This is a genomic window from Amycolatopsis anabasis (genome assembly GCF_009765355.1).
Classification (GTDB): domain Bacteria; phylum Actinomycetota; class Actinomycetes; order Mycobacteriales; family Pseudonocardiaceae; genus Amycolatopsis; species Amycolatopsis anabasis.
This window is the reverse complement of record NZ_VTHK01000026.1, coordinates 65,086-91,125: the sequence shown is the minus strand read 5'-3', so window position 1 is coordinate 91,125 and position 26,040 is coordinate 65,086. Positions and strand designations below refer to the sequence as shown.

The following is a 26,040-nucleotide window of genomic DNA, read 5'->3' as shown; positions in this document are numbered from 1 at the left end:
CGTCTGGCGCGATGGCGGGCTGTGACGAGGATGGTCAGCAACGATCTGCGGTTGTGGCTGGCTGTCGCTCGGCCCAGGGGCCCACCGGTACCTGCTGCTGGTGCACCGATCGATCCGAGTGTCCCAACCAACGGGAAGCGCGCGATTCCGTTGTTCCGCAACGTAATTCGACACTTCTAGGCCAATCTGACCCGTCACCAACCTGATCCGTACGGGCCATCCGCAGGAGTACGCCGATCACTGGTCAGGGTGGCGGTGACTCCAGCGAACTCGCGAGAAACGAAGCCATGACCGCGACAACGTTCCAAGCGGCACAGCCTGCGGTTTGTCGAATTAGCAGGGTGGCGATTTTGGCGGTGTGGGGTTGGTGATGGGGTCGGGGGTAGTGGTGTAGGTGCGGCCGAGGTCGGAGGTCCAGAACGTTTGGCCCTGGTTGTTCTTTGTGACGTGCCAGTAGGGCGATTGTTTGCAAATGAGGTGGCGTCGGCAGAACGGGCCGCCGTGCGGTATCCGATGCTCGAAATCGCACTTCTCCGCGACCCGGTTGCAGGCGGTGTAGGAGCAGTACCGATCGCGCAGATTCACGAACTCCTTGAGCCGCAGGGAAGGCCGGTACCGCTTCGTGGCCAGCTTCTTCGCGTAACCGTGGTCGTCGACCAGCACACCCGACCACGTCGCCTTCAAATCGAAGGCGAGCTCCCGCAGGCGCTCGGCGGGAAGGGGTCCGTAGCCGCGCAGTTCTCCGGGCAGGTTGTCCAAGCCGAGCAGGGTAGTGGCGTTCATCGTTACGTACACGGTGGTGGTGACGGTGTTGGCGTTCTTGCCCAGCACCAGGTCCCGCAGGACGTCGGCGCGGAGTTGGTTCATGGTGCGGGGTTCGTCGGCGCCGCGTAGTTCTCGTGCGATCGCATCCACGCGGTGATCCATCGCGAGGACGTCTTCGGCCGGGAGGAAGGCGTGGAACCAGGACATACCGTCCTCCCGATGCTTCACCGCGGTCCGCCGCTCGGTCTTACGTGCCCGGCAGCGTTCTTCGGCGCCATCGGGGTCGAGCTTCAGCACCGCCCATCGCACCGCGTCATACAGCTGACGCGGGGTCTTCTCCGGCGCGTCGGGGTAGATCCATTTCTCCACCTCGCTTGCCTTCTCCGGGGAGAGCACCGCGGTGGCACGTTCGATCTGCGCGGCCCGTGCCGGGTCCAGCCGTCCTTCGGCCAGTGCGGCCATCGTCCCGGGCAGGCGGTGGATCAGCGCGTGCGCCAGCGCCAGATCACGGCCCGCTTTGGCGATGGTCGTCTTCGTCTCGCAGGCGACGGTGTCCGGGACTCCGGCGGCTGGGTCGTCGGGGCGCTGCTCGGCGAACCGGTTCAAGGCGCGCAGGCGGGCGGCTTCCAGCATGGACTGCACCTGACTGATCGCGCAGGCCAGCTGCAGCGACTCGGTCGCGTTGCAGGCGTCTGCTTCGATGTCGAGCAGCTCGTTGATGTCCCAGTCGGGCGGTTCGGGGTCGGGGCCAAGGTCGAGGAACTTGTCGTAGTCAATCACATGCGCTACGTTAATCGAACATACGTTCGAAAGCAAGCGACGCGTTTCAGGTGGGTCACATGGTCGGTGCATTTGGTTTGCGACCAGCGTGGTGGCGTCCTACTCCGGTAGGACACGGGATTCGTTTTCCTGGAGGACCGGGTGGGGCTTGGAAGGCGACGCGCGGAAAGGGGGCAGCAGGGCAGATTGACCGGGCACGGCGAGAGGAGTGGCCATGATCGAGGCGTCGCGCCTGACCAAGCGTTACGGGAGCACGGTCGCGGTGGACGATCTGTCGTTCACCGTCTGGCCCGGGCGGGTGACCGGATTTCTCGGTCCCAATGGCGCCGGGAAGTCCACCACCATGCGGATGATTCTGGGATTGGACCGGCCGGACGGCGGGGAGGCGCTCATCGGCGGGCGTCCGTACCGCGAGCTGGAGAATCCACTTCGGACGGTGGGGGCACTGCTCGACGCGCACTGGGTGCATCCGGAACGGTCGGCTCGGGCGCATCTCGCGTGGCAGGCGGCGACGAACGGGATACCGCGGAAACGGGTGCGGGACGTGCTGGAGATCGTCGGGCTGGCCGAGGTGGCCGGGCGGGCCGCGGGCGGGTTCTCGCTCGGCATGTCCCAGCGGCTCGGCATCGCCGGGGCGCTGCTCGGCGATCCCGAGGTCCTGCTGTTCGACGAGCCGGTCAACGGGCTCGACCCGGAGGGGATCCTGTGGGTGCGCAAGTTCGTGCACCGGCTCGCCGCGGAAGGCCGGACCGTCCTGGTGTCCAGCCACCTCCTCGCGGAAATGGCGCTCACCGCACAAGACCTGGTGGTGATCGGGCGCGGAAAGCTGATCGCGCAGTGCACGACCGAGGAGTTCATCGCCCGCGCGGTGGACGGCGCGGTGCGGATTCGCACCCCGCACGCCGCCCAGCTGCGGGCGGCGCTGGAGCGGGAGCGGGCGATGTTCGCCACCGACGACGACGCGATCCTGGTGTCCGGAATGGACAGTGCGGAACTCGGGGAGCTCGCCCACGCCAACGGGATCACCCTGTTCGAACTGAGCCCGCAACGCGCGTCCCTGGAGGAGGCCTTCATGCGCCTGACCGGAGACGCCGTCGAGTACCACGCGGAAACCCCCGCCCTGTCCTGAAGGAGCCCACCATGCGACTGCTCGTCGCCGAACGCATCAAACTGTTCTCCATCCAATCGCCCTGGCTCTGCCTCGTCGGAACGCTCGGTGTCCTCATCGGCACCGGGGTGCTGCAGGCGGTCATGGGCAAGGGGCAGATCAGCCCGGCCGACAGCCAGGCCGGCGTGCAGATCGGCATCGCCGTGGTGCTCGTGCTCGCCACGCTGGCGATCACCACCGAGTACCGCTGCGGCACCATCCGGACGACCTTCCAGGCGGTACCCGACCGGCCGCGGGCACTGGTGGCCAAGGTCGTGGTCGTGGCGGTCACCACGGGGCTGGCCGGGCTGGTCGGCGGGTTCGGCGCTTGGGCCGCCGCCGCGGTGCTCGACCCCGACCGCACCCAGGGGCTGCACGGCTTCGCCGATTGGCGGACCGTGCTTGGCGCCTCCCTGTTGTTCGCATTCGCGGCGGTCCTCGCCGTCGCGGTCGGGACGCTGCTCCGGCACACCGCGGGCGCGGTCGCCCTGTTGCTGATCTACTCCCTGCAGGGGGAGCGGCTGATCGCGCTGATTCCCAATGCGGGCCCGGAAATCTACAAATGGCTGCCGATCCACGTCGGACAGAACTTCATCGCGCCCGGTCCAGAAGACCCGCTCGGCCCGTGGGGTTCGCTCGCCTACTTCGCGGCGTGCGCGGTCGCCCTGTTCGTGCTCTCGGCCGTGGTCGCGAACAAGCGCGACGCGTAGTTAGGTGGTCGTGTGCGGAGGTTGATGTCGTGGGTGCGCGCGCACCCGGTGGTGACGGACTGGCTGATCATCGTGGTGATCACGCTCCTGTCGGCGCCGCTGGGGGTGGTGGGCCCGGGGCCGCGCTGGCTGGACGTGGTTCTGTCCCTGGTCCTGATCGCGCCGCTGGTGGCCCGCCGCCGCCATCCGCTCCTGGCGACCTGGATCTCGCTGGCCACGCTCGCGGCCCAGATCGTCTTCGCGCTCCCGCGCAGTGGGCTCATTCCGGGGAATCTCGCCCTGATGGCGCTGATCTACGCCATCGTCGTCTACGGAAACCGGCGCGGTTTGTGGCCGGTCGTGGTGGCCGCCGAGGTGCTCGCCGTGGCCTGGTCGATCCGGGTCGGTGGCCTCCACGAGGGGACGCTCTTCCTCATCGCCCTGCTCAGCGCCGTCCTGGTGGCGACCCTGGCGATCGCCGACGGCGTCAGCGTCCGGTTGCAACAACTCGCCGAGGCCCGCGACCACGCCCGCGAGGCCCAGGAGCGGCGCGACGCGCTGGCCCGCGCCGCGGTCGCCGAGGAGCGTGCCCGGATCGCCCGGGAGATGCACGACGTGGTGGCGCACGCGGTGAGCACGATGGTCATGCAGTCCGAAGGCGCGCGGCTCATCGGCCGCCAGGATCCGGACGCCGTCGACGGGGCGCTCAAAACCATCAGCGGTACGGGCCGCGAAGCGATCGGCGAGCTGCGGCGGATCCTCGGCCTGCTGCGCGAATCCGAGGCGAGCACGGCGCCGCAGCCGGACACCGGCGCGCTGAGCGGGCTGGTCGACAGCGCCCGGGCCGCCGGGGCCGCGGTCCGGCTGGTCGTCCTGGGCGAGGCCGCCGAAGTCCCGCCCGGGGCGGCGATGACCGCGCACCGGATCATCCAGGAAGCCCTGACCAATGTGCTCAAACACGCCCCGCTCGGCGCGCACTGCACGGTCACCGTCGACTACGGAACACCCGAGGACGTCTCCCGCGAACTGGCCGTCGAGGTGCTCAACGACGCGGGGTACGGCACCGACCGCCCGGAGCCGGTCCCGCCAGGTGCGGGTTACGGTGTGCTCGGGATGCGGGAGCGGGCGATGATGTTCGGCGGCAGCCTGACGGCCGAGCCCCGGCCCGAAGGCGGGTTCCGGGTCGCCGCCCGGCTCCCGCTCAGCACCGTTTCGGAGGCCACATGACACCGCACCGCGTGTTGATCTGCGACGACCAGTCGCTGATGCGCGGCGGTTTGCGCATGGTGGTTTCCAGCGCGCCGGATCTCACCGTGGTCGGGGAGGCGGGGAACGGGCGGGAGGCGGTGGAACTGACCGCCGAGCTGAAACCCGATCTGGTGCTGATGGACGTCCGCATGCCGGTGCTGGACGGTGTGCGGGCCACCGCCGAGATCTGCGCCGCCGATCCGGACGTCAAGGTCCTCATGCTGACCACGTTTGATCTCGACGAGTACGTCCTGGCGGCCACCCGGGCCGGGGCCGGTGGGTTTCTGCTCAAGGACACCGGCGGCGAGGAGATGCTGGTCGCCATGCGGGCGGTGCTGCGCGGCGACCGGGTGCTGGCGCCATCGGTGATCGACCGGATGATGGCCCGCCACCTGCGTGCCGGGCCGGAACCCGCGCCCGATCCCCGGCTGGACCGGCTGACCGAACGGGAACGCGGCGTGCTGGTGCTGGTGGCGCGCGGCCTGAACAACACCGAGATCGCTGAGAAGCTGTTCATCGGGGTGACCACGGTGAAAACCCACCTCGGCCGCATCCTCGCCAAACTCGAGCTCCGGGACCGGCTGCAGGCGGTGGTGTTCGCCTACGACTGCGGGCTCGCGGTGCCCGGCGGGATCAGTCCCGGCGAGCCGCGCGCACCGGAACCACCACCGGATTCCCTTGGTGGTCAATGACGTCGACCTCGGCCGCGTAGTGCTTCGCGACCACCTCGCCGGTGAGCACCTCGGCGGGCGGGCCGACCGCGACCGCGCGACCGGAGTCCAGGAGCAGCAACTGGTCCGCATACTGCGCGGCGAACGTGAGATCGTGCAATGTGGACACCACGGTGGTGCCGTCCTCCCGGCGCAGCCGGTCGACGAGTTCCAGCAGCGCCTGCGCGTGCCCGATGTCCAGTCCGGTGGTGGGTTCGTCCAGCAGCAGGATCCGGGTGCGCTGGGCGAGCACGCGGGCCAGTACCGCCCGTTGCCGCTCGCCACCGGACAACGTGCTCAGCCGGCGCCCGGCGAGGTCTCCCAAGTCCAGCCGGACGAGCGTCTCGTCCACAATGGACCTATCGCGCGCACCCTCCCGGGCCAGCGGGCCGAGATGCGGGGTGCGTCCGAGCAGCACGTAGTCGGTGACCGTAAGCCCCTCCGGCAGCACCGGGACCTGCGGCGAATATCCGACCTCTCGCGCCTTTTCCTTCCGGGACAACGACTCCGCCGCCATCCCGTGGATTCGGATCTCGCCGCTCCCGGGCAGCAGTCCCGCCACCGTCTTCAGCAACGTCGACTTCCCGGCGCCGTTCGGCCCGACGATCGCCAGCCAGCCCCCGTCCGGAACCTCGACCGACACGTCCCGCACCACCGGGTCGCCGCCGTACCCCGCGGCCACCCCGGACAGGCTCAGCGATTTCACGACATCCGCTCCTTCCGGAAGGAGCGCAGCACGGCGACGAAGAACGGGGCGCCGGTGAACGCGGTGACCACGCCGACCGGGAGTTCCCCGGGCATGACCGTGCGGGCGAGGTGGTCGGCGGCGATCAGGAAGGTCGCGCCGCCGAGGAGGGACAACGGAATCACCACGCGGTAACCGGATCCGGCGAGCAGGCGGACCACGTGCGGCACCACGATTCCGACGAAACCGATCAGCCCGCTGACCGCGACCGCGGCGGCCGTCGCCAGCGAGGCCGCCAGCAGGAGCAGCAGCCGAACCCGGGCGGGATGGATCCCGAGGGACGCCGCTTCGGCGTCGCCGAGGGTGAGCACGTCCAGCAGGCGCGCGCCCAGGCAGAGCACCATGGCGGCCAGCCCGATATACGGCAACGCGAGCCAGACCTCGCGCCAGCCGCTGATGTTCAGCCCGCCCAGCATCCAGGTGTAGACCTGCCGGACCGTTTCCGTGTTGAGCTGCTGCACGAAGGTCTGCACGGCGGTCAGGAAGGACGCCACGGCGACACCCGCGAGCAGCAGGGTCGCGGTTCCCGTGCCCCCGGCGGAACGGCCGAGCAGCCAGCTCAGCCCGACCCCGCCGAGCGCCCCGGCGAAAGCGGCCAGCGGCAGCGGGCCGATCACCCAGGTGGTCAGCGCGGGCGCGAGGACCATGACCGCGGTCGCCCCGAGCCCGGCCCCGGCCGCGGCGCCCAGCAGGTAAGGATCGGCGAGCGGGTTGCGGAACACGCCCTGGAACGCCGCTCCCGCGCCGGCCAGCGCGGCGCCCACGAGCCCGGCCAGCACGACCCGCGGCACGCGCAGCTGCCACACGATGGCCGCCTCGCGTTCGGACAGCGGGGAGCGGCCGCCGGTGAGCTGGGCGGTGATCTCGCCGAGCACCCGCTGCCAGCCCAGGTCACCCGCGCCGACGAGTACGGCCAGGGCGAAGACCACGGCGAGGAGCAGCAGGCCGAGCAGCAGGACGCGGGGCCGCAGCCGCGTGGTGTGGGACTTCAACGCGGGTTACTTGCCCGCCTTGGCGACCGCGGCGGCCACCGCGCGCACCAGTTCGGTCAGCCGCGGGCTCCAGCGGGAGGCCAGATCGTCGTCCAGCGCGAAGACGTTGCCGCGCTGGACCGCGGCGAGCGTGTTCCACCCCGGCCGGGCCCCGACGGTCTGCAGGTTCTGGCCGCAGCACTTGCTGTCCGCCAGGAAGATGAGGTCCGGATTGGCCTGCAGGACGCGTTCCTGGGAGAGCTGCGGATACCCGCCCGAGGCGTTCGGATCGGTGCCGTCGGCGATGTTGGTCAACCCGAACCGGCCGTAGATCTGGCCGATGAAGGTGGCCGAGGTCGCGGTGTAGAACGTCTGGTCGAGCTCGTGGTAGTAGCTCAGCGGCTTCGCCGGTTTCGGCGCGTCCGCCACCAGCTTGTCGACCTCGGACCGGGTGCGCCGGGCCAGGTCGTCCCCTTCGGCCTGGTGCCCGGTGGCCTTGCCGACCAGCGCGAACTGGGCGTACGCGTCGTCGAGGGTCTTCGCGTCCGGCAGGACGAGCGTTTTGATCCCGGTCTTGGCCAGCGCGGCGGCCAGGTTGTTCACGTCGGCCCGGACCACGACCAGATCGGGGTTGTGCCCGGCGATCGCCTCCGGATCGGGGGTAAGGCCGGACAACTGGGTGTGCGGGACTTGCTCCGGGTAGTTCGACGCCGAGTCGACCGCGACGACCTGCTGTCCGGCGCCGACCGCGAACAGTGTCTCGGTGGCCGACGGGGACAGCGAGACGATCCGTTCGGGCCGTTTGTCCAGGGTGAGCGGCGCGCCGGCCGGCGGGGTGAGCGTCATCGGGAACGCGGTGCTCCCGGGCGTCTGGCTGGGCGCGTCCTCCTCCCGGGTGGCGCAGCCGGTGGACGCGGCGAGGCCGAACAGGGCGACGAGCAGCACGAGCAGCGACCGAAATGATCGCGAAGAGTGACCGGGCATGGGGTCCAGGGTAGTTACCAGGGCCAGGTGGGCGAATGCGCGGTAGACTCGACCAGTTCGCTCGCTCGGGTATACTTAGCGCGACGAACTACTCACGCCCCATCAAGAACGATGTCGTTCTCAGCACCCAGATCGTTACCGTTCGGATGAGCGAAAATTCGGCTTCAGCGGATGCCGCAATGTTTCCAGGGTGTTAAAGTCGCGCTAATAAGCGGGCCATCGTCGTCCCGTGCAGCAGGACCGGGGGATTTTCCGAACTGAGCACGACGACGAAGGAGGTCCCTGCATGATCTTCTCCGCCATTCCAGGCAAACAAGGACTTTACGACCCCGCACACGAGCAGGACTCCTGCGGCGTGGCGATGGTCGCCGACGTGCAGGGGCGCCGCTCGCACGGCATCGTGACCGACGGGCTGGGGGCCCTGACCAACCTCGACCACCGCGGCGCGGCGGGGGCCGAGCCGACCACCGGCGACGGCGCCGGCATCCTGCTGCAGCTGCCGGACGAACTGCTCCGCGACACGGTCGGCTTCGAACTGCCGCAGCCCGACGCACGCGGAAACCACCACTACGCCGCGGGGATCGCCTTCCTGCCGGTCGACGCCGACCAGCGCCGCAAGGCCGTCGAACTCATCCAGCGCATCGCCGACGAGGAAAGCCTGGTCGTCCTGGGCTGGCGCGAACTGCCGGTCGATCCGGACCGCGCCGGAATCGGCCGGGGCGCCCGCGCGGTGATGCCGCACTTCACCATGCTCTTCGTCGCGGGCAAACCGGACGCCGACGGGCAGCGGCCGAGCGGGATCGAGCTCGATCGGCTCGCGTTCTGCCTGCGCAAACGCGCCGAGCGGGAGAGCGAGGTGGCCGAGTGCGGGACCTACTTCCCGTCGCTGTCCTCGCGCACCCTGGTCTACAAGGGAATGGTCACCCCGGTCCAGCTCCCGCTGTTCTTCACCGACCTCACCGACGAGCGGCTGACCAGCGCGATCGCCCTGGTGCACAGCCGGTTCTCCACCAACACCTTCCCCTCCTGGCCGCTCGCGCACCCCTTCCGGTTCGTGGCGCACAACGGTGAGATCAACACGATCAGGGGAAATCGCAACCGCATGCGCGCCCGGGAGGCGCTGCTCGACTCCGAACTGATCCCGGGCGACCTGACCAGGCTGTACCCGATCTGCTCGCCGGACGGCTCGGACTCCGCCTCCTTCGACGAGGTGCTCGAGCTGCTGCACCTCGGCGGGCGGCCGCTGCCGCACGCGGTGCTGATGATGATCCCGGAGGCGTGGGAGAACCACGCCACCATGGACCCCGACCGTCGCGCGTTCTACCAGTTCCACGCGAGCCTGATGGAGCCGTGGGACGGGCCGGCCTGCGTCACCTTCACCGACGGCACGCTGGTCGGGGCGGTGCTGGACCGCAACGGCCTGCGCCCGGCGCGCTGGTGGCGCACCGCGGACGACCGGGTCGTCCTGGCCAGCGAGGCGGGGGTGCTGGACGTCCCGCCGGACCAGGTCGTCGCGAAGGGACGGTTGAAGCCGGGACGGATGTTCCTGGTGGACACCGAAGCCGGCCGGATCGTCAACGACGACGAGATCAAATCGGAGCTGGCCAAGGAACTGCCCTACGACAGCTGGCTGCACGCCGGGCTGCTGCAGATCGCCGAGCTCGCCGACCGGGACCACATCGTGCAGAGCCACGATTCGGTGCTGCGGCGCCAGCTCTCCTTCGGTTACACCGAAGAGGAACTGAAGATCCTGCTCTCCCCGATGGCGGAGAAGGGCGCCGAGCCGATCGGCTCGATGGGCACCGACACCCCGCCCGCGGTGCTGTCCAAGCGGCCCCGGCTGCTCTACGACTACTTCAAGCAGGGCTTCGCCCAGGTGACCAACCCGCCGCTGGACGCGATCCGCGAGGAGCTGGTCACCTCGATGAGCCGGATCATGGGCCCGGAGCAGAACCTGCTCGAGCCGGGACCGGCGTCCTGCCGCCACATCCAGCTGCCGTACCCGGTCATCGACAACGACGAGCTGGCCAAGCTGATCCACATCAACGACGACGGCGACCTGCCCGGGTTCGCCTGCACCGTCCTTTCCGGACTGTATGAGGTGGACGGTGGTGCGGAGGCGCTGGCCGAGGCGGTCGAGCGGGTCCGCCGCGAGGCGTCCGAGGCGATCGCCGCCGGGGCGCGCACGCTCGTGCTTTCCGACCGCGATTCCGACCACCGGATGGCGCCGATCCCGTCGCTGCTGCTGGTCTCCGCGGTGCACCACCACCTGGTGCGGACCAAGGAAAGGCTGCGTGTCGCGCTGGTCGTGGAGAGCGGCGACGCGCGCGAGGTGCACCACGTCGCGCTGCTGCTCGGCTACGGCGCCGCGGCGGTCAACCCGTACCTGGCCTTCGAGACCATCGAGGACCTGATCAACCAGGGCGCGATCACCGGGATCGAGCCGCGCGCGGCGATCCGCAACTACGTGGGCGCGCTGGTCAAGGGCGTCCTCAAGATCATGTCGAAGATGGGCATCTCGACCGTCGGCGCGTACACCGCGGCCCAGGTGTTCGAATCCTTCGGGCTCTCCCAGGAACTGCTCGACGAGTACTTCACCGGCACCGGTTCGAAGCTCGGCGGGGTCGGCCTGGAGGTGCTGGCCGAGGAGACCGCGGCGCGGCACCGGCGCGCGTACCCGGACAACCCGACGGACAAGGTGCACCGCCGCCTGGACACCGGCGGCGAGTACGCCTACCGGCGCGAGGGCGAGCTGCACCTGTTCACCCCGGAGACGGTGTTCCTGCTGCAGCACGCCAGCAAGTCGCGGCGGGACGAGGCGTACCGGGCGTACTCCGACGAGGTGCACCGGCTCTACCGGGAGGGCGGCGCGCTGCGCGGGCTGTTCTCCTTCCGGACCGGGCGTCGGGAGCCGATCCCGATCGACGAGGTCGAGTCGATCGAGTCGATCTGCAAGCGGTTCAACACCGGCGCGATGTCCTACGGCTCGATCTCGATGGAGGCGCACCAGACGCTCGCCATCGCGATGAACCGCATCGGCGGGAAGTCGAACACCGGGGAGGGCGGCGAGGACCCAGAACGCCTTTACGACCCCGAGCGGCGCAGCGCGATCAAGCAGGTCGCGAGTGGACGGTTCGGGGTGACCAGCGAGTACCTGGTCAACGCGGACGACATCCAGATCAAGATGGCGCAGGGCGCGAAGCCCGGTGAGGGCGGGCAGCTCCCGCCGAACAAGGTGTACCCGTGGATCGCGCGCACCCGGCACTCCACACCCGGCGTCGGGCTGATCTCCCCGCCGCCGCACCACGACATCTACTCGATCGAGGATCTGGCGCAGCTCATCCACGATCTGAAGAACGCCAACGAACGCGCCCGCGTCCACGTGAAGCTGGTCAGTTCGCTGGGCGTCGGCACGGTCGCGGCGGGCGTGTCCAAGGCGCACGCGGACGTCGTGCTGATCTCCGGGCACGACGGCGGCACCGGCGCGTCGCCGATGAACTCGCTCAAGCACGCCGGGACGCCGTGGGAGATCGGGCTCGCCGAGACCCAGCAGACCTTGCTGCTCAACGGTTTGCGTGACCGGATCACCGTGCAGGTGGACGGCGCGATGAAGACCGGCAAGGACGTGGTGATCGCCGCGCTCCTCGGCGCCGAGGAATACGGTTTCGCCACCGCGCCGCTGATCGTGGCCGGTTGCGTGATGATGCGGGTGTGCCACCTGGACACCTGTCCGGTCGGCGTCGCGACGCAGAGCCCGGAACTGCGCAAGCGGTACACCGGGCAGGCCGAGCACGTGGTCAACTACTTCCGGTTCGTCGCCCAGGAGGTCCGGGAAACCTTGGCGGCACTGGGTTTCCGCACCCTGGACGAGGCGATCGGGCACGCCGAACTGCTGGACACCGACGAGGCCGTCGAGCACTGGAAGGCGCGCGGGCTCGACCTCGAGCCGATCTTCGAGATGCCGAAGGAACTGCCCTACGGCGGCGCGCGGCGCAAGGTGCGCGAACAGGACCACGGCCTGGAGCACGCCCTGGACCGCACGCTCATCCAGCTCGCCGAGGCGGCGCTGGAGGACGCGCACCACGTGAACATCGAACTGCCGGTGCGCAACGTGAACCGGACCGTCGGCACGCTGCTCGGTTCGGAGATCACCCGGCGCTACGGGGGCGAAGGCCTGCCCGACGACACCATTCGCGTCACGCTCACCGGTTCCGCGGGCCAGTCGCTCGGTGCGTTCCTGCCCCGCGGGATCACGCTCGACCTGATCGGCGACGCGAACGACTACGTGGGCAAGGGCCTGTCCGGCGGGCGGATCGTCGTCCGGCCGCATCCGGACGCGACCTTCGCCGCCGAGGGCCAGGTGATCGCGGGCAACACGCTCGCCTACGGGGCGACCGGCGGCGAGATGTTCCTGCGCGGCCAGGTCGGCGAGCGGTTCTGCGTGCGCAACTCCGGCGCGCTGGTGGTTTCCGAAGGCGTCGGTGACCACGCGTTCGAGTACATGACCGGTGGCCGGGCGGTGGTGCTCGGGCCGACCGGCCGCAACCTCGCGGCCGGGATGTCCGGCGGCGTCGCGTACGTGCTCGACCTGGACCAGGCCAAGGTCAACGCGGACATGGTCGACCTGCTGCCACCGGAACCCGATGATCTGGCGTGGCTCAAGGAAACCGTCGAGCGGCACCGCGAGCTGACCGGCTCCGCGGTGGCGGCGTCCCTGCTCGGCGACTGGCCGCGGCGCAGCGCGGCGTTCACCAAGGTGATGCCCAAGGACTACCGGCGGGTGCTGGACGCGGCGCGGGCGGCGCGCGCGGCCGGGCGCGACGTCGACGAGGCGATCATGGAGGCGGCCCGAGGATGACACAGCAACGCGAAGCGTTTCGACAAGCGGGAGGGGGCGAGGGAGAGGATGGCTGACCCTAACGGTTTCATGAAGTACGAGCGGGTCGAGCCGAAGAAGCGCCCGCACGAGGAACGGCTCAGCGACTGGCGCGAGGTCTACGCCGAGGTCGACCCGGCCGAGCGCAACCGGGCGGTGCGCACCCAGGCATCGCGGTGCATGGACTGCGGGATCCCGTTCTGCCATTCGGGTTCGGCGGGTTGCCCGCTGGGCAACCTGATCCCGGAGTGGAACGATCTGGTCCGCCGCGGCGACTGGGAGGCGGCCAGCGACCGGCTGCACGCGACCAACAACTTCCCGGAGTTCACCGGAAAGCTGTGCCCGGCGCCGTGCGAGGCGGGCTGCGTGCTGGCCATCTCGCCGCTGTCCGGCGGGCCGGTGGCCATCAAACGCGTCGAGGCCACGATCGCCGAGCAGTCCTGGGAGGCCGGATACGTCCAGCCGCAGGCCGCGGTGGTGTCCTCGGGGCAGCGAGTCGCGGTCGTCGGCTCGGGCCCGGCCGGACTCGCCGCCGCGCAGCAGCTGACCCGGGCCGGGCACGAGGTGACCGTCTTCGAACGGGACGACCGGCTCGGCGGCCTGCTGCGGTACGGGATTCCCGAGTTCAAGATGGAGAAGAAGCACCTCGACCGGCGCCTGGCGCAGCTGCGCAAGGAGGGCACGAAGTTCGTCACCGGCTGCGAGGTCGGCGTCGACCTGACCGTCGAGGACCTGCGGGCCCAGTACGACGCGGTGGTATTGGCCGTCGGCGCGCTGCGCGGGCGGGACGACACGGTGACCCCGGGCCGGGATCTGGCCGGAATCCACCTGGCCATGGAGCACCTGGTGCCCGCCAACCGCGACGTCGAGGGCGACGGGCCGCCGGAGATCAACGCCGCCGGCAAGCACGTGGTGATCATCGGGGGCGGGGACACCGGCGCGGATTCCTACGGAACGGCAAGTCGACAAGGCGCCCTTTCGGTGACCCAGCTCGACCAGTACCCGATGCCACCGTCCACCCGGGACGACGACCGGTCGCCGTGGCCGACCTGGCCGTACATCCTGCGCACCTACCCGGTGCACGAGGAGACCGGCGAGCGGAAGTTCGGCGTCGCGGTGAAACGGTTCGTGGGCGACGAGAACGGCCACGTGCGGGCGATCGAACTGCAGCAGGTCCGGGTGACCAAGGACCCGGCCACCGGGCGGCGCGAGGTCGTGCCGGTGAGCGACGAGGTCGAGGAGCTGCCCGCCAACCTGGTGCTGCTGGCGATCGGGTTCGAAGGCGTCGAGCACATGCCGCTGCTCGACGAACTCGGGCTGTCGCTGACCAAGCGGGGCACGCTGTCCTGCGGCGCCGACTGGCAGACCGCCGCCCCGGGCGTCTTTGTCTGCGGCGACGCCCACCGCGGCGCGTCGCTGATCGTGTGGGCGATCGCCGAGGGCCGCTCGGTCGCGCACGCGGTGGACGCCTACCTCACCGGCGCCTCGGACCTGCCCGCCCCGGTCCACCCGACGGCGTTGCCCCTGGCCACGGTCTGACGGCACTCCCTGACCTGGTCGTGAGTGTTTCGGCCGGTTCTAACCGGTCTGTCCACTCACGACCCCCAGTGCTCGGTTCCCCGTGGCCCCGCGGAGCAGGCGCCCACGCGCAGCCTGAGGTCGTGTTTCCAGGCGGGATTTCGACCGCTGGGCCGTTCGGGTCATCACGTTTCCCATCACATCTTGCTGCCGAATGGTCTATTGCCCGCAATGTAGTCACCTGCTTACCGTCAGTCTCGGTTCACAATTCCCTTTTCCTGCTGACCCGGCGGTGAGGGCGCCGCCGGAAAGAGGTGAGGCGCGATGAAGCGAGGAACAATCCGATCGGCGATCGTGCTGGCCGCGACGGCCCTGACCGTGGCGGCGTTCGCCGCGCCGGTCTCGGCGGCCCCGCGGGGGGCGGCCGTGCACAACGCGACGAGCACGGCGACCTGGACCGCGGAGAGCATGCGCGCCGCGATTCCGATGGACCAGCTCGTCGGCAAGCGGCGGGTGAGCGTCGCGGAAGTCGCGAAAGGACTGCCGTCGGTCGTGCTGCCGATGGCGTTCCCGAACGCGGGCGGGGCCTGGACCGGCGGCGGCAAGGTCGTCTCGACGGCGGGCCGCGTTTTCTTCACTTTCGGTGGCCGCAAGGCTTCCTGCAGCGGTGACGCGGTCACCAGTGGCAACAAGAGCGTCGTGGTGACGGCCGGGCACTGCGTGAAGTACCAGGGCAGCTGGCACACCGACTGGGTCTTCGTTCCCGCCTACGACAACGGAAACGCGCCGTACGGCCAGTGGGCCGCGCGCAAGACGCTGACCACCCCGCAGTGGGAGGCCAGTGAGGACATGAACTACGACGTCGGCATCGGCGTGGTGAACCAGCTGGACGGAAAATCCCTCACCGATGTGGTCGGTAGTCAAGGCATTGGCTTCAACCAGGCGCGCAACCAGAACATGTACGCGTTCGGCTACCCGGCGGCGGCGCCCTACGACGGATCCAAGCTGATCTACTGCAGCGGCAGCACGTTCACCGATTTCCTGCTCACCCGGGACCACGCGATGTCGTGCAACATGACCGGCGGTTCCAGTGGCGGGCCGTGGTTCCTGTCCTTCAACGAGGGCGCGGGCACCGGCGTGCAGGCCTCGGTGAACAGTTTCGGCTACACGTTCCTGCCGAACTACATGTTCGGCCCGTACTTCGGCGCGGACGTCGAGAAGCTCTACAACACCGCGCAGGCCGCGTAATACCTTTGTAGACGGTCGGTTCGCCGCCGAGTTTCCTTAGCTACCGCAAGGAAATTCGGCGGCGAATTGCCGCGTGGTGAGTTGTTCCCCAGAGTGACGGCCGTCACCTGAACGGCGGAGGCGGGTTCTGGTTCACTGGTGTCAACACGGCGTGAAACCAGTGAACCCGGTGGGGGCAAACCGGGATGGTTCGCCGCTCACGATGGGGGAATCATGGGGTCGATCGCGCATTCCGACGTGCGTCCGCCTGCTGAGCGCGGGTTTTTCGCGCGCCTGGGCGTTTTCGTCGTGCACAAACCGTGGTGGGTGATCGGCGCCTGGGTGCTGCTCGCCGCGGTGGTGCTCGCCACGGCGCCCGCGTTGCCGAAGGCCGCCGACCAAAGTGACGCGCTGCCAAGGGATTACGAGTCGATCCAGGCGATGACCCTGGGGCAGCAGGCCTTTCCGAGCGCGTTCACCCCGTCGATGGTCATGGTCTTCCAGCGGGCCGACGAGAACCCACTGGGCGCGGCGGATTCGGCGAAGGTGGCCGAGGTCGTGCGCGGCCTCGAAGCCAAGCGCATCCCGCACGTCGAGCAGGTCCTGCCGGGCAACCCGTCGCCGAACGGGGCGGTGCAACTGGCCGCGGTCAAGATGCCGCAGTTCACCCAGTCGAACCTCACGGAACTGACCGACGCGGCCAAACAACTGCGTACCGAGGTCAAGGGACTGGTCGCGGGCACCGGGCTCAAGGTCGGCACCACCGGTGCGGCCGCGCAGCAGATCGATCAGGCGGAGTCCGCCAGCAGCGGGGACGCCATCGTGTTCATCGCCACGATCCTGCTGATCCTGGTGCTGTTGCTGGTGATCTTCCGCAGCCCGATCATCGCGCTGCTGCCGATCGTGCTGATCGGGATCGTCTCGCAGGTGGCCAACGGGCTGATCGCGCACACCGTCAAGCTGTTCGGTCTCGAGACCGACGCCTCGATCTCGTCCATGCTGATCGTCGTGCTGTTCGGCGTGGGCACCGACTACATCCTCTTCCTGATGTTCCGCTACCGGGAACGTCTGCGAGCGGGGGACGATCCGAAGTCGGCCATGGTGGCCGCGGTGAGCCGGGTCGGCGAGGCGATCGCCACCGCGGCGGTCGTGGTGATCATCGCGTTCCTCGCGATGACGTTGTCGTCGTTCGGGTTCTTCCGCTCGATGGGGCCGTCCCTCGCGATCGCGGTCGGCGCGACCCTGCTGGCCGGGCTGACGCTGGTGCCGGCCGTGGTTTCCCTGTTGGGCACCAAGGTGTTCTGGCCGTCGAAGGCCTGGCGCCGCGAACCCGAGGCCGCGCGGTTCGCCGCGGTCGGGCGGGGGCTGGGCCGCAAACCGGGCCTGGTGGCCGGGGTCTCCGGGGCGATCATGGTCGCGCTGGCGCTCGGCCTGGTGAACTTCAACCCCACCTTCGACCTGTCCTCGGGCTCGCTGCCGGAGACGGCCGAATCCCAGGTGGCCATGAAGGACCTGCAGAAGGGGATGCCGCCCGGCGCGACGAACCCGACCAACGTCTACCTGCGCGCCGACAACGGGTCCGCACTGGATCAGTCCACTTTGGACGAATACGCCGCGAAGCTGCGCGGCGTCGACGGGATCGGCCCGGTCGCGCCCCCGGCGGTGAACGGCGATCGCACGGTGGCCAACTTCCTGGTGCCGCTCACCAGCGCCCCGGATTCCGACGCGGCGATCGCCACGGTGGGCGGGCCGTTGCGGGAAACCGCGCACGCCGCCGCGCCGCCGGGCACGACCGCGCTGGTCGGCGGGATGACCGCGGTCTACGTGGACATCAAGGACATCATGAACCGGGACTACGCGCTGGTGTTCCCGGTGGCCGGGCTGCTGATCATGCTGGTGCTCGCGCTGATGCTGCGCAGCCTGGTGGCGCCGCTGTACGTGATGGCCTCGGTGGGCCTCGGCTTCGCCGCCACCCTCGGCGCGACGACCCTGATCTTCCAGAACTTCGCGGGCGAACCCGGGCTGATCTTCATGATCCCGCTGATCATCTACATGTTCGTGGTGGCGCTGGGCACCGACTACAACATCCTGATGATGGCCCGGCTGCGGGAGGAGGTCCGGGAGGGGCTGACGCCGCGCCAGGCGGCCGCGAAGGCGGTGCGGCACACCGGTCCGACGATCGCGGCCGCCGGGGTGATCCTCGCCGGTTCGCTCGGCGCGCTGATGCTCGCCGGCAACTCGATGCTGGCCCAGATGGGCTTCGCGCTCGCGTTCGGCATCCTGGTCGCCGCGTTCGTGATGGCGCTGTTCTTCGTGCCCAGCGTCACCGCGCTGATCGGTCACGCCGCGTGGTGGCCCGGGCACGGCGATCGCGCGAACGGCGCACCCGAGCCGACCGAACAGCTGCAGGCCGTCGGCGATCGATGACCAAGTTCGCGGGGGATTCGCGGGCGGATACCCTGGAGGCCGTGAACTGGACAGTGGACGTCCCCGTCGACACCCTCCCCGAGTTGCCTCCGTTGCCCCCCGAGCTGCGCAAACGGCTCGACGACGCGCTCGCCCGGCCGGCCGCGCAGCAGCCGGAGTGGCCGGATCCCGAGGCGACCCGGCGGGTGCGCGCGGTGCTGGAGAGCGTGCCGCCGATCACCGTGCCGGCCGAGATCGACCGGTTGCGCGGCCGGCTGGCCATGGTCGCGCGGGGTGAGGCGTTCCTGCTCCAGGGCGGTGACTGCGCGGAGACGTTCGAGTCCAACACCGAGCCGCACATCCGGGCCAACCTGCGCACGCTGCTGCAGATGGCCGTGGTGCTCACCTACGGCGCGAGCCTGCCGGTGGTCAAGGTCGGCCGCATCGCGGGCCAGTACGCGAAGCCGCGGTCCAACACCACCGACGCGCTCGGGCTGCCGGTCTACCGGGGCGACATCATCAACTCGCTGGTCGCCAAGCCCGAGCTGCGGGTGCCGGACCCGGGCCGGATGATCCGCGCGTACGCGAACGCGGGCGCCGCGATGAACCTGGTGCGGGCGCTGACCGGCGCCGGGATGGCCGATCTGCACCAGGTGCACGACTGGAACAAGGACTTCGTGGTCACCTCCCCGGCGGGGGAGCGGTACGAGGCGCTGGCCGCCGAGATCGACCGCGGGCTGCGGTTCATGTCCGCGTGCGGGGTCACCGACAGCTCGCTGCAGTCCACCGAGATCTTCTCCAGCCACGAGGCGCTGCTGCTGGACTACGAGCGCGCGCTGCTCCGGCTGGACAACTCGGAGGCGGCGAACCCCAAGCTGTACAACCTGTCCTCGCACTTCCTGTGGATCGGCGAGCGGACCCGCCAGCTCGACGGCGCGCACATCGCGTTCGCCGAGCTGCTGTCCAACCCGATCGGGTTGAAGATCGGCCCGACGACCACGCCCGAGCAGGCCGTCGAGTACGTCCGCCGGCTGGACCCGCGCAACGAACCGGGCCGGTTGACGCTGATCTCGCGGATGGGCAACGGCAAGGTCCGCGAGGTGCTGCCCGCGATCGTGGAGAAGGTGGAGTCGGCCGGGCACAAGGTCATCTGGCAGTGCGACCCGATGCACGGCAACACGCACGAATCGTCGACCGGGTACAAGACGCGGCACTTCGACCGGATCGTGGACGAGGTGCAGGGCTTCTTCGAGGTACACCGCAAACTGGGCACCTACCCCGGCGGGATCCACGTCGAGCTGACCGGCGAGGACGTCACCGAATGCCTCGGCGGCGCGCAGGACATCTCCGACCTCGACCTGTCCGGCCGCTACGAGACGGCCTGCGACCCGCGCCTGAACACGCAGCAGTCACTCGAACTGGCGTTCCTCGTCGCCGAGATGCTGCGCAGCTGACCTCACGGGCAGCGGTCGTGCAGGGCGGCGACGGATTTGACGACGCCGTCGCGCAGGGAACCGAGGTCGGGGACCTCCTCGCCGTTCGCCTGTAGTCCGATGTGGACCCAGTCGCGGTAGATCGAGACCGCGATGCCCACCGCGTGCCGGGGCGCGAGCGGCACCAGCGGGTACACCTCGCGCAGCGGCGCGCCGTCCAGGGCGAGCGGAACGCTCGGCAGGGGCACGTTGGTGATCACCGTGTCGAACAGCAGGCCGGCGGCCTGACCGGCGAACCGGGTGGCGACGCGGTGCACCGCGGGCGGGAGCCGGTCGGCCAGGATCGGGATCGCGCCGGCTCCGGCCGACGATCCGGCCGCCTTGCTCCGGTTCATCGAACGCCGGACCGCGCGCAACCGTTCCACCGGATCGTCGACGTGCACCGGAAGCTCGCACAGGTAGCCGGAAAGCTGGTTCGCCGCCCGGTTGCCCTCCCGGCCCCGCAGGCTCACCGGGACCAGCGCGCGCAGCGGCCGGTCGTCGACCCGCCGGCCCCGGTTGAGCAGCCACTCGCGCAGCGCCCCGCTCAGCACCGCGAGCAGCACGTCGTTCGCGGTGCCGCCGTGCGCCCCGCGGATCCGGCGGACGTCGGCGAGGTCGAGCCGGACGAAGCCCAGCCGACGGCTCGGCGAATTCGGCGCGGACAGCGGCGACACCGGGTACGGCCGGGCGGCGCGCAGCACCGCGGACGCGATCCCGGCGTTCTCCCCGGCCTCGCTGATCGCCGCGGAAACCCCCGCGCGCAGCGCGGCGAGCGGTGAGGCGGCCCGGCCCTCGGTCCGGGCTTCGGCCGCCGCGGCGCGCCGGGTCACCGCGGTCTCGTCCAGCAGCCCGCAGGCCACCGCGAACGCCCCGGCCCCGTCGGTCAGCGCGTGGTGCAGTTTCAGCAGCAGCGCGAAGCGGTCGCCGGGCAGCCCGGTCACCACGTGCGCGTCCCACAGCGGGCGGCCGGTGTCCAGCGGCTGCTCGATCCATTCGGCGGCGTACTCGGCGAGCGGTTCCGATTCGTACAGATCGGTGAGCCGGTGCACGTGAATGTGCTCGCGCGCGTCGAACGCCGGATCTTCCGTCCACATGGCACCGCCGGGCGGGAAGATCGTCGGCCGGACCTGCCGGCGCAGCCGGGGAGTCCGGGCCGCCCGCTCGGCGAGCAGCGCCGCCAGCCGATCCGGATCGACCGGCCGCCGCGGGCGGAAGGTCACCACCGCACCCATGTGCATCGGAGAGCTTTCGCTTTCCAGGCAAAGGAAAGCGACATCCAGTCCACTGAGCTGGGTTCCGGTCATGATCGACCTCCTCACAAGGGGTGCGGCGCCGATCACCACTCCAGCAGCCGGACGTGACCGGGAAGTGGTCGACGTGTTTCCACGGTGCTAACGGATACCGCAACACCCGAACGTGTCGAAACACCGGGGCCCGGTATTGGTCCGTTCAGCGGCCGTGGTAATCGATTTCCGCGCCCGGCGGGACCATCGCCGCCGCGTTGAGTCCACAAAGGACTCTCAGGTCGGCCGCCGCGGGAGGTCCGGCCAGAGCTCCAGCGCCTCGGCGGCGGCCGCCCGGATCGCCGTGCCGTCCAGCTCGGTGCGGGTCTCCGGGACGCCCCGGGCCGGCCACTGGGTCACCACGGTCAGCGGGCCCTCCGGCGGCAGCGGTCGCAGCCGCAGGTCGTGCTGGGTGTGGAACTGGCCGCCGGTCCCGCCGATGACCACCAGCCTCGGCTGCTCCGGCCGCGCCGGGCCGCTGGTGAGGTGCCCGGTCACGGCGGCCCGGGCCCCGTCGGCGAAGAGCACGCCGATCCGGAAGTCACCGGGTTCGGCTGGGCGGCGCCGGTCGAACAGCGAGATACCCGGCGGGCGCGGCAAATCGTCCCGGCTGTGCACGGTCAGGACGAGGGTGACCGCCGCGGGCCACACCCGGACGCCCTGCAGCCGCACGAGCACCCGGTCGGCCCGGGCCAGTTCCACCCGCCACGGCAGCAGCGCGGGGACGAAGTGGTCGCCGGTCGGGCCGAAGTCCGAGCCGTCCGCGTAGGCGTACAGTTCGCGGTCCGGTTCGGGAAGGGACCGTTCCACCGGGTCGGCGTCGAAGAAGCTCATCGCCGAGTCACCCCCGGTAATCGGTTACCGCCTTCCCCGTAGACCGTACGCGGCGCTTCGAAGCCGACGACCGGAATTTCGGTACCGGATTCGAAACGTTCTCCCGATCACGGGAACGTCTTCAGCTTGACGGTGGTGCCCTTCTGCACGCGCGAGCCCGGCTTCGGATCCTGGTCGATCACCCAGCCGAAACCGCTGCCGCCGTCGTCATCGTCGCCGTGTCCGCGGCCCTTGACGTCGGGCTGCAGCCCCGCCTGGGTGAGGATCTGGATCGCCTCCGGGATCATGCGCCCGATGACCGACGGCACCTCCGAGGACTCGGACACCCAGACCGTCACGCGGCGGTCGCCGCCCTCGGCCGGAGTGGTCCCGGCCGCGGGGTTGATCCGGGTGACGCTGCCGGCGGGCACGTCGGCGGAGAACTCGGCGCCGCCGTCGACCGGTTCGAAACCGGCGGCGCGCAACGCCTTGAACGCGTCGTCCTTGGGCTTGCCGACCACGTTCGGCACCGGATTCGGCGGCGGGCCCTTGGAAATCGTCAGGTTGACCTTGGTGCCGATGTCCAGTTGCGTGCCCGGCGTCGGATCCACCTTCAGCACCTGGCCCTTGGCGACCTTGGCGTCGTAGGCCTCGGCCGCGCGCACCGGCTCCAGCTGCTGCGCCCGGATCTGCTGTTCGGCGGACTCCACGGTCGTCCCCGGCTGGATGTCCGGTACGGCCGGACGGCCCGCCGAGACCACCACGGTGACCTCTTCGCCGGGGTTCAGCTTGGTCCCGGCCTCCGGATCGGTGCGGATGACCTTGCCGATCGCCACGGTGTTGTTCCGCTCCCGTGGCGCGTATTTCGGGTTCAGCTGGAGTTTGCGCAGCTCGCTCCCGGCGTCGGCCTGGCTCAGCCCGGCGACCTGGGGCACCGGGACCGTTTTATCGCCCGCGAAGATGTAGATGCCCGCGCCGATCAGCCCGCCGAGCACCAGCGCGACCACGGCCCACAACGCGATCAGGCGGCCGGTTCTGCTCTTCTTCTTGTCCGGGGTTTCCGGTGCGGGAATCGGGTTCCCGGGCGGCGGCGTCCCCGGGGGCGGCGGAACGGCCGGGGGAGTCCGTTGCCACGGCGGGGCTTCGCCGCGCATCAGGGCGCGGGTGCCGCGCGGGCCGGACATCGGCGACGTGTCCTGGACGGCCGGGATGTTCGGGGTGGTGGCCTCGACGTCGGAAACCTTGTCGACATCCGGCGGAGGCGGCACCGGCACGGGCACCGGCGAGATCCCCAGCGCGGTGCGGACCTGCTGCAGTTCTTCGAGGAAGGCGCCCGCGTCGGCGGGGCGGGCCTGGTCGTCCCGCCGGGTGGCGCGCAGGACGAGATCGTCCAGCGCCCGCGGGATGCCCGGCCGCACCGAACTCGGGGCCGGGACGTCGTCGTTCACATGCCGGTAGGCCACCGAGATCGCGGTGTCGCCGGTGTAGGGCGCCTGGCCGGTGAGCATCTCGTAGAGCAGGATCCCGGTCGAGTACACGTCGCCGCGTTCCATCGCCGCGCCGGTGGTCACCTGCTCCGGCGACAGATAGGCGACCGTGCCGAGGATGATGCTCGAACTCGTGGTCCCGGCGCTCGCCACCGCGCGCACCAGGCCGAAGTCGCCGACCTTGACCACCCCGGCGCCCGGGGTGGCGCCGCGGCCGATGAGCACGTTCTCCGGTTTGACGTCGCGGTGCACCAGGCCCGCCCGGTGCGCGGCGGCGAGCGCGGAGAGGACCGGCTCGGCGACGCTCAGGGCCAGCGGGACGTCCAGCGCGCCCTGTTCGTCCAGCAGGTCGCGCAGGGTGCCGCCGTCGACCAGTTCCATCACCAGGAACGCGCGGCTGTTCTCCCCGACGCCGTCCACACCCTGGTCGTGCACGGCGACCACGTGCGGGTGGTGCAGTTTCGCCGCCGACCGGGCTTCGCGCTCGAAGCGCTCCACGAAGGACCGATCGTCCGCGAACCGCGGATCCATGATCTTGATCGCCACGGGACGATCCAGCCGGGTGTCCATGCCCCGGTACACCGAAGACATGCCACCGCGGGCGAGCAGCCGGTCGACCCGGTACCGCCGGTCGAGCAGCGTGCCGACCAGGCTGGTGTCCGTGCTTGTCACGGTTACCGATCGTACGGATAGCGGTGTGCGGAGTGGACGCGCCCCGGGTTCTGAATCGGACCCGTTAGGTTCAGGTTTCGTTACGCCATTGGTGCGATATTGCTGCGTGTGACGCCAGGTGTGGCACAGTGTCAGCTGTGAGTGCGATCCCAGTCGCTGATGACGTGCTCGACGCCGCGGTCGCCGTGCTTCCTCTCGACGAGGTGGGCACCGCGCTCGGGCTGTCGGCCAACAAGGTGCGGCAGATGCTGCGGGACGGCCAGCTGATCGCGGTGCGCCGCGACGGTGAACTGCTCGTCCCGGCGGACTTCCTGGTCAAGGATGGTGTTGTGAAGGGACTCGGCGGCACCATCACGGTGCTGGCCGACGCCGGGTTCAGCCGGACCGAAATGCTGCGGTGGCTGTTCACCGCGGACGAGACCCTGCCCGGCAGCACGCCGATCATGGCCCTGCGAACCAGCCACGGCACGGAAGTCAAGCGGCGCGCGCAGGCAATGGCCTTCTAGGGCCTTCTAGCCCTGCCCAACGCCAGATAGGCGAGCGCGGCGGTCAGTTCGACGGCCGCCGCGGCGAGCAGGCACGCGGTCACCGACCAGGTGGCGAGTGGTCCCGCGATCGCGGATCCCAGTGCGAACCCGGTGATCTTCACACTCGCGCCCGTGCTGAAGATCTGCGCGCGCAGGTGGTCCGGGGCTTCCCGGTGCCGGATCGCGAACAGGGCGGTCAGCTGCGGGCCCTCGCTCAGCCCGGCGAGTGCCGCGGCGGCGACCAGGAGCGCGGCGGACGAGCTCACCGCGGCCAGTGCCGTGCTCGCGACCAGCGCCAGGACGCTGACCAGGACGGTCGCGTCCGGTTTCGGCGGGCGCCGGGCCAGCGCGGCGTTGGCGAGCAGCGCCGCGACGGCGATCACGGTCAGCAGCAGCGTGCCCCGGGCGGCCCCGCCGAGCCGTTGCTCGCCGAGCAGCGGGCAACAGACCGTCAGCATGCCGACCCCGGCGAACGACACCGCCGAGGCCGCCGTGGCCCGCAACAGGGTGCGGCGGGCGGCGATCGCGGCGAATCCGGCCGCCAGCTCGCGCCCCAGGTTCGTGGCGCGGGCGGGCGCCGGGCGCCGGGGCAGGAACCAGGCCGCGGGCGTCGCGAGCGCGACGAGGGCGATCGCCGCGGCGACCGCGACCGGCGCGCCGAGGAGCTGAGCGGCGAGCCCGGCCAGCGCGGGGCCGGCCAGGCTCGCGGCGGTGAAGGTCAGCGCGTCCAGCGCGCTGCCGCGCTCGAGCGGGGTGCCGCCGAGGACGTGCGGCAGCTGGGCGGTCCAGCCGCCGGTGAGCGCCGGGTTGAGCAGGCCGGTGAGCACCGCCGCCGCGACCGCGGCGGCGACCGGCACGTGCCCCAGTCCGCCCAGGATCGCGGCCAGTCCGGCCGCGTAGGCGACGAGCGCCCCGGCCAGCAATCGTCCCGGGCGCGGGCTGCGGTCGAGCAGCGCGCCGAACACCGGACCGCCCACGGCCGCCGACACGGTCAGCCCGGCCAGCAGGGCGGACGCGGCGGTGGCCGAACCGGTGACGGCGAGCCCGAGCAACAGCAGCGCCGGACCGGACATCTCGTCGCCGGTCCTGGCCAGCGCCGCGCCGCCGAGGTAACGCACGAGCTGGTAACGGCCTCGCATTGTCAGCACGTTACACTGTGGGCGTGCCCGTACCCCAACAGGATTTTCTTCCCGGGCGTTCCGCGCGGACGGCCGCCCAGCGCGCGGTGGACCTGCTCGACGTGCTGCTGCCCGGGCCGGGCGACGTCGCGAGCGTGCTGGCGGTGCTGCGGGCCTACGGGGAGCCGGAGCCGATCACGCTGACCGCGGCGGATGTCGAGGAACTGCACGAGGCCGCGCTCGCGCTGTACGAGGTGTTCGCGGCCCCCGACGTGGACCGGGCGGCGGAGGTGCTCAACGAGTTGCTCGCGCGGCACGCCCGGGCGCCGCGGCTGACCACGCACGGCGGCACGTTCCCGTGGCATCTGCACGTGGACAGCCACGACGACGCCCCGTGGGGCGAATGGCTGCTGACCTCATCCTGCCTGGCGCTCGCCGTGCTGCTGGCCGACCGGCAGGCCCGGCCCGGCGGGATCTGCGCGTCGGCGTCCTGCCGGAAGTCCTTTGTGGACACCGGGAGCGGCGGGCCGCGGCGCTACTGCTCGGCCCGGTGCGCGACCCGCGAACGCGTGGCCGCGCACCGGAAGCGCGCCCGGTGA

At 70.5% G+C, this 26,040-nt stretch carries 19 protein-coding genes; 11 read left to right on the top strand and 8 right to left on the bottom strand.

Annotated features, from left to right (window positions below; genetic code table 11):
• Positions 1–333 precede the first annotated feature (333 nt).
• Positions 334–1,581, bottom strand: coding sequence for a DUF222 domain-containing protein (locus FXO23_RS29795; RefSeq protein WP_158888804.1), 1,248 nt, complete (start codon positions 1,579–1,581; stop codon positions 334–336).
• A 178-nt stretch (positions 1,582–1,759) separates the two neighbouring features.
• On the opposite strand from FXO23_RS29795, the gene FXO23_RS29790 reads away from it, so the two are divergent.
• From FXO23_RS29790 to FXO23_RS29775, 4 genes are read left to right on the top strand one after another with little or no spacing between them, the layout of a single operon-like run.
• Positions 1,760–2,674, top strand: a complete 915-nt coding sequence (locus FXO23_RS29790; protein ID WP_158888803.1) for an ABC transporter ATP-binding protein — start codon at positions 1,760–1,762, stop codon at positions 2,672–2,674.
• Between the two features lie 11 nt (positions 2,675–2,685).
• On the top strand, positions 2,686–3,402 hold the full coding sequence (locus tag FXO23_RS29785; RefSeq protein ID WP_158888802.1) for a hypothetical protein: 717 nt from the start codon (positions 2,686–2,688) through the stop codon (positions 3,400–3,402).
• A 12-nt stretch (positions 3,403–3,414) separates the two neighbouring features.
• Positions 3,415–4,608 (top strand): sensor histidine kinase, encoded by a 1,194-nt coding sequence (locus FXO23_RS29780; protein ID WP_158888801.1) that lies wholly within the window; start codon positions 3,415–3,417, stop codon positions 4,606–4,608.
• A complete protein-coding gene (locus FXO23_RS29775; protein ID WP_158888800.1) occupies positions 4,605–5,321 on the top strand; it encodes a response regulator in 717 nt (238 codons plus the stop codon). The genes FXO23_RS29780 and FXO23_RS29775 overlap by 4 nt, the downstream gene beginning before the upstream one ends.
• On the opposite strand, the gene FXO23_RS29770 is transcribed toward FXO23_RS29775, so the two are convergent.
• Genes FXO23_RS29770 through FXO23_RS29760 form a run of 3 tightly spaced genes read right to left on the bottom strand, consistent with a single transcriptional unit; the run spans position 5,263 to position 8,039 of the window.
• Positions 5,263–6,045: an ABC transporter ATP-binding protein gene (locus FXO23_RS29770; protein WP_158888799.1), complete on the bottom strand. Its 783-nt coding sequence runs from the start codon at positions 6,043–6,045 to the stop codon at positions 5,263–5,265. The two genes, FXO23_RS29775 and FXO23_RS29770, sit on opposite strands and share 59 nt — an antisense overlap.
• The gene (locus FXO23_RS29765; protein WP_158888798.1) at positions 6,042–7,076 is read right to left on the bottom strand and encodes a FecCD family ABC transporter permease; all 1,035 of its coding nucleotides are present in this window, start codon (positions 7,074–7,076) and stop codon (positions 6,042–6,044) included. Before FXO23_RS29765 ends, FXO23_RS29770 begins: the two co-directional genes overlap by 4 nt.
• A 6-nt stretch (positions 7,077–7,082) precedes the next feature.
• On the bottom strand, positions 7,083–8,039 hold the full coding sequence (locus tag FXO23_RS29760) for an ABC transporter substrate-binding protein (RefSeq protein WP_158888797.1): 957 nt from the start codon (positions 8,037–8,039) through the stop codon (positions 7,083–7,085).
• A 286-nt stretch (positions 8,040–8,325) separates the two neighbouring features.
• On the opposite strand from FXO23_RS29760, the gene gltB reads away from it, so the two are divergent.
• From gltB to FXO23_RS29735, 5 genes are all read left to right on the top strand, one after another.
• On the top strand, positions 8,326–12,897 hold the full coding sequence (gene gltB / locus FXO23_RS29755) for a glutamate synthase large subunit (protein WP_158888796.1): 4,572 nt from the start codon (positions 8,326–8,328) through the stop codon (positions 12,895–12,897).
• 48 nt (positions 12,898–12,945) lie between these two features.
• The gene (locus FXO23_RS29750) at positions 12,946–14,454 is read left to right on the top strand and encodes a glutamate synthase subunit beta (protein WP_158888795.1); all 1,509 of its coding nucleotides are present in this window, start codon (positions 12,946–12,948) and stop codon (positions 14,452–14,454) included.
• A 303-nt stretch (positions 14,455–14,757) separates the two neighbouring features.
• Positions 14,758–15,681 (top strand): trypsin-like serine peptidase, encoded by a 924-nt coding sequence (locus FXO23_RS29745; RefSeq protein WP_158888794.1) that lies wholly within the window; start codon positions 14,758–14,760, stop codon positions 15,679–15,681.
• A 213-nt stretch (positions 15,682–15,894) separates the two neighbouring features.
• Positions 15,895–18,087, top strand: coding sequence for an MMPL family transporter (locus FXO23_RS29740; protein WP_158888793.1), 2,193 nt, complete (start codon positions 15,895–15,897; stop codon positions 18,085–18,087).
• The gene (locus FXO23_RS29735; RefSeq protein WP_179956920.1) at positions 18,084–19,520 is read left to right on the top strand and encodes a class II 3-deoxy-7-phosphoheptulonate synthase; all 1,437 of its coding nucleotides are present in this window, start codon (positions 18,084–18,086) and stop codon (positions 19,518–19,520) included. The genes FXO23_RS29740 and FXO23_RS29735 overlap by 4 nt, the downstream gene beginning before the upstream one ends.
• A gap of 2 nt (positions 19,521–19,522) precedes the next feature.
• Here the strand turns inward: FXO23_RS29735 and FXO23_RS29730 are convergent, their stop codons facing one another.
• From FXO23_RS29730 to FXO23_RS29720, 3 genes are all read right to left on the bottom strand, one after another.
• Positions 19,523–20,845 (bottom strand): wax ester/triacylglycerol synthase family O-acyltransferase, encoded by a 1,323-nt coding sequence (locus FXO23_RS29730; RefSeq protein WP_158888792.1) that lies wholly within the window; start codon positions 20,843–20,845, stop codon positions 19,523–19,525.
• 216 nt (positions 20,846–21,061) lie between these two features.
• Positions 21,062–21,658, bottom strand: a complete 597-nt coding sequence (locus tag FXO23_RS29725) for a hypothetical protein (protein WP_158888791.1) — start codon at positions 21,656–21,658, stop codon at positions 21,062–21,064.
• 107 nt (positions 21,659–21,765) lie between these two features.
• A complete protein-coding gene (locus FXO23_RS29720) occupies positions 21,766–23,796 on the bottom strand; it encodes a Stk1 family PASTA domain-containing Ser/Thr kinase (protein ID WP_158888790.1) in 2,031 nt (676 codons plus the stop codon).
• Between the two features lie 137 nt (positions 23,797–23,933).
• Here FXO23_RS29720 and FXO23_RS29715 point away from each other — a divergent pair, with 137 nt between their 5' ends.
• On the top strand, positions 23,934–24,302 hold the full coding sequence (locus FXO23_RS29715; RefSeq protein ID WP_158888789.1) for an Rv2175c family DNA-binding protein: 369 nt from the start codon (positions 23,934–23,936) through the stop codon (positions 24,300–24,302).
• Here the strand turns inward: FXO23_RS29715 and FXO23_RS29710 are convergent.
• Complete coding sequence (locus FXO23_RS29710) at positions 24,299–25,462, bottom strand: MFS transporter (RefSeq protein ID WP_158888788.1); 1,164 nt, start codon at positions 25,460–25,462, stop codon at positions 24,299–24,301. The genes FXO23_RS29715 and FXO23_RS29710 overlap by 4 nt on opposite strands.
• Before the next feature lie 23 nt (positions 25,463–25,485).
• Between FXO23_RS29710 and FXO23_RS29705 the strand changes: the two genes are divergently transcribed.
• On the top strand, positions 25,486–26,040 hold the full coding sequence (locus tag FXO23_RS29705) for a CGNR zinc finger domain-containing protein (RefSeq protein ID WP_158888787.1): 555 nt from the start codon (positions 25,486–25,488) through the stop codon (positions 26,038–26,040).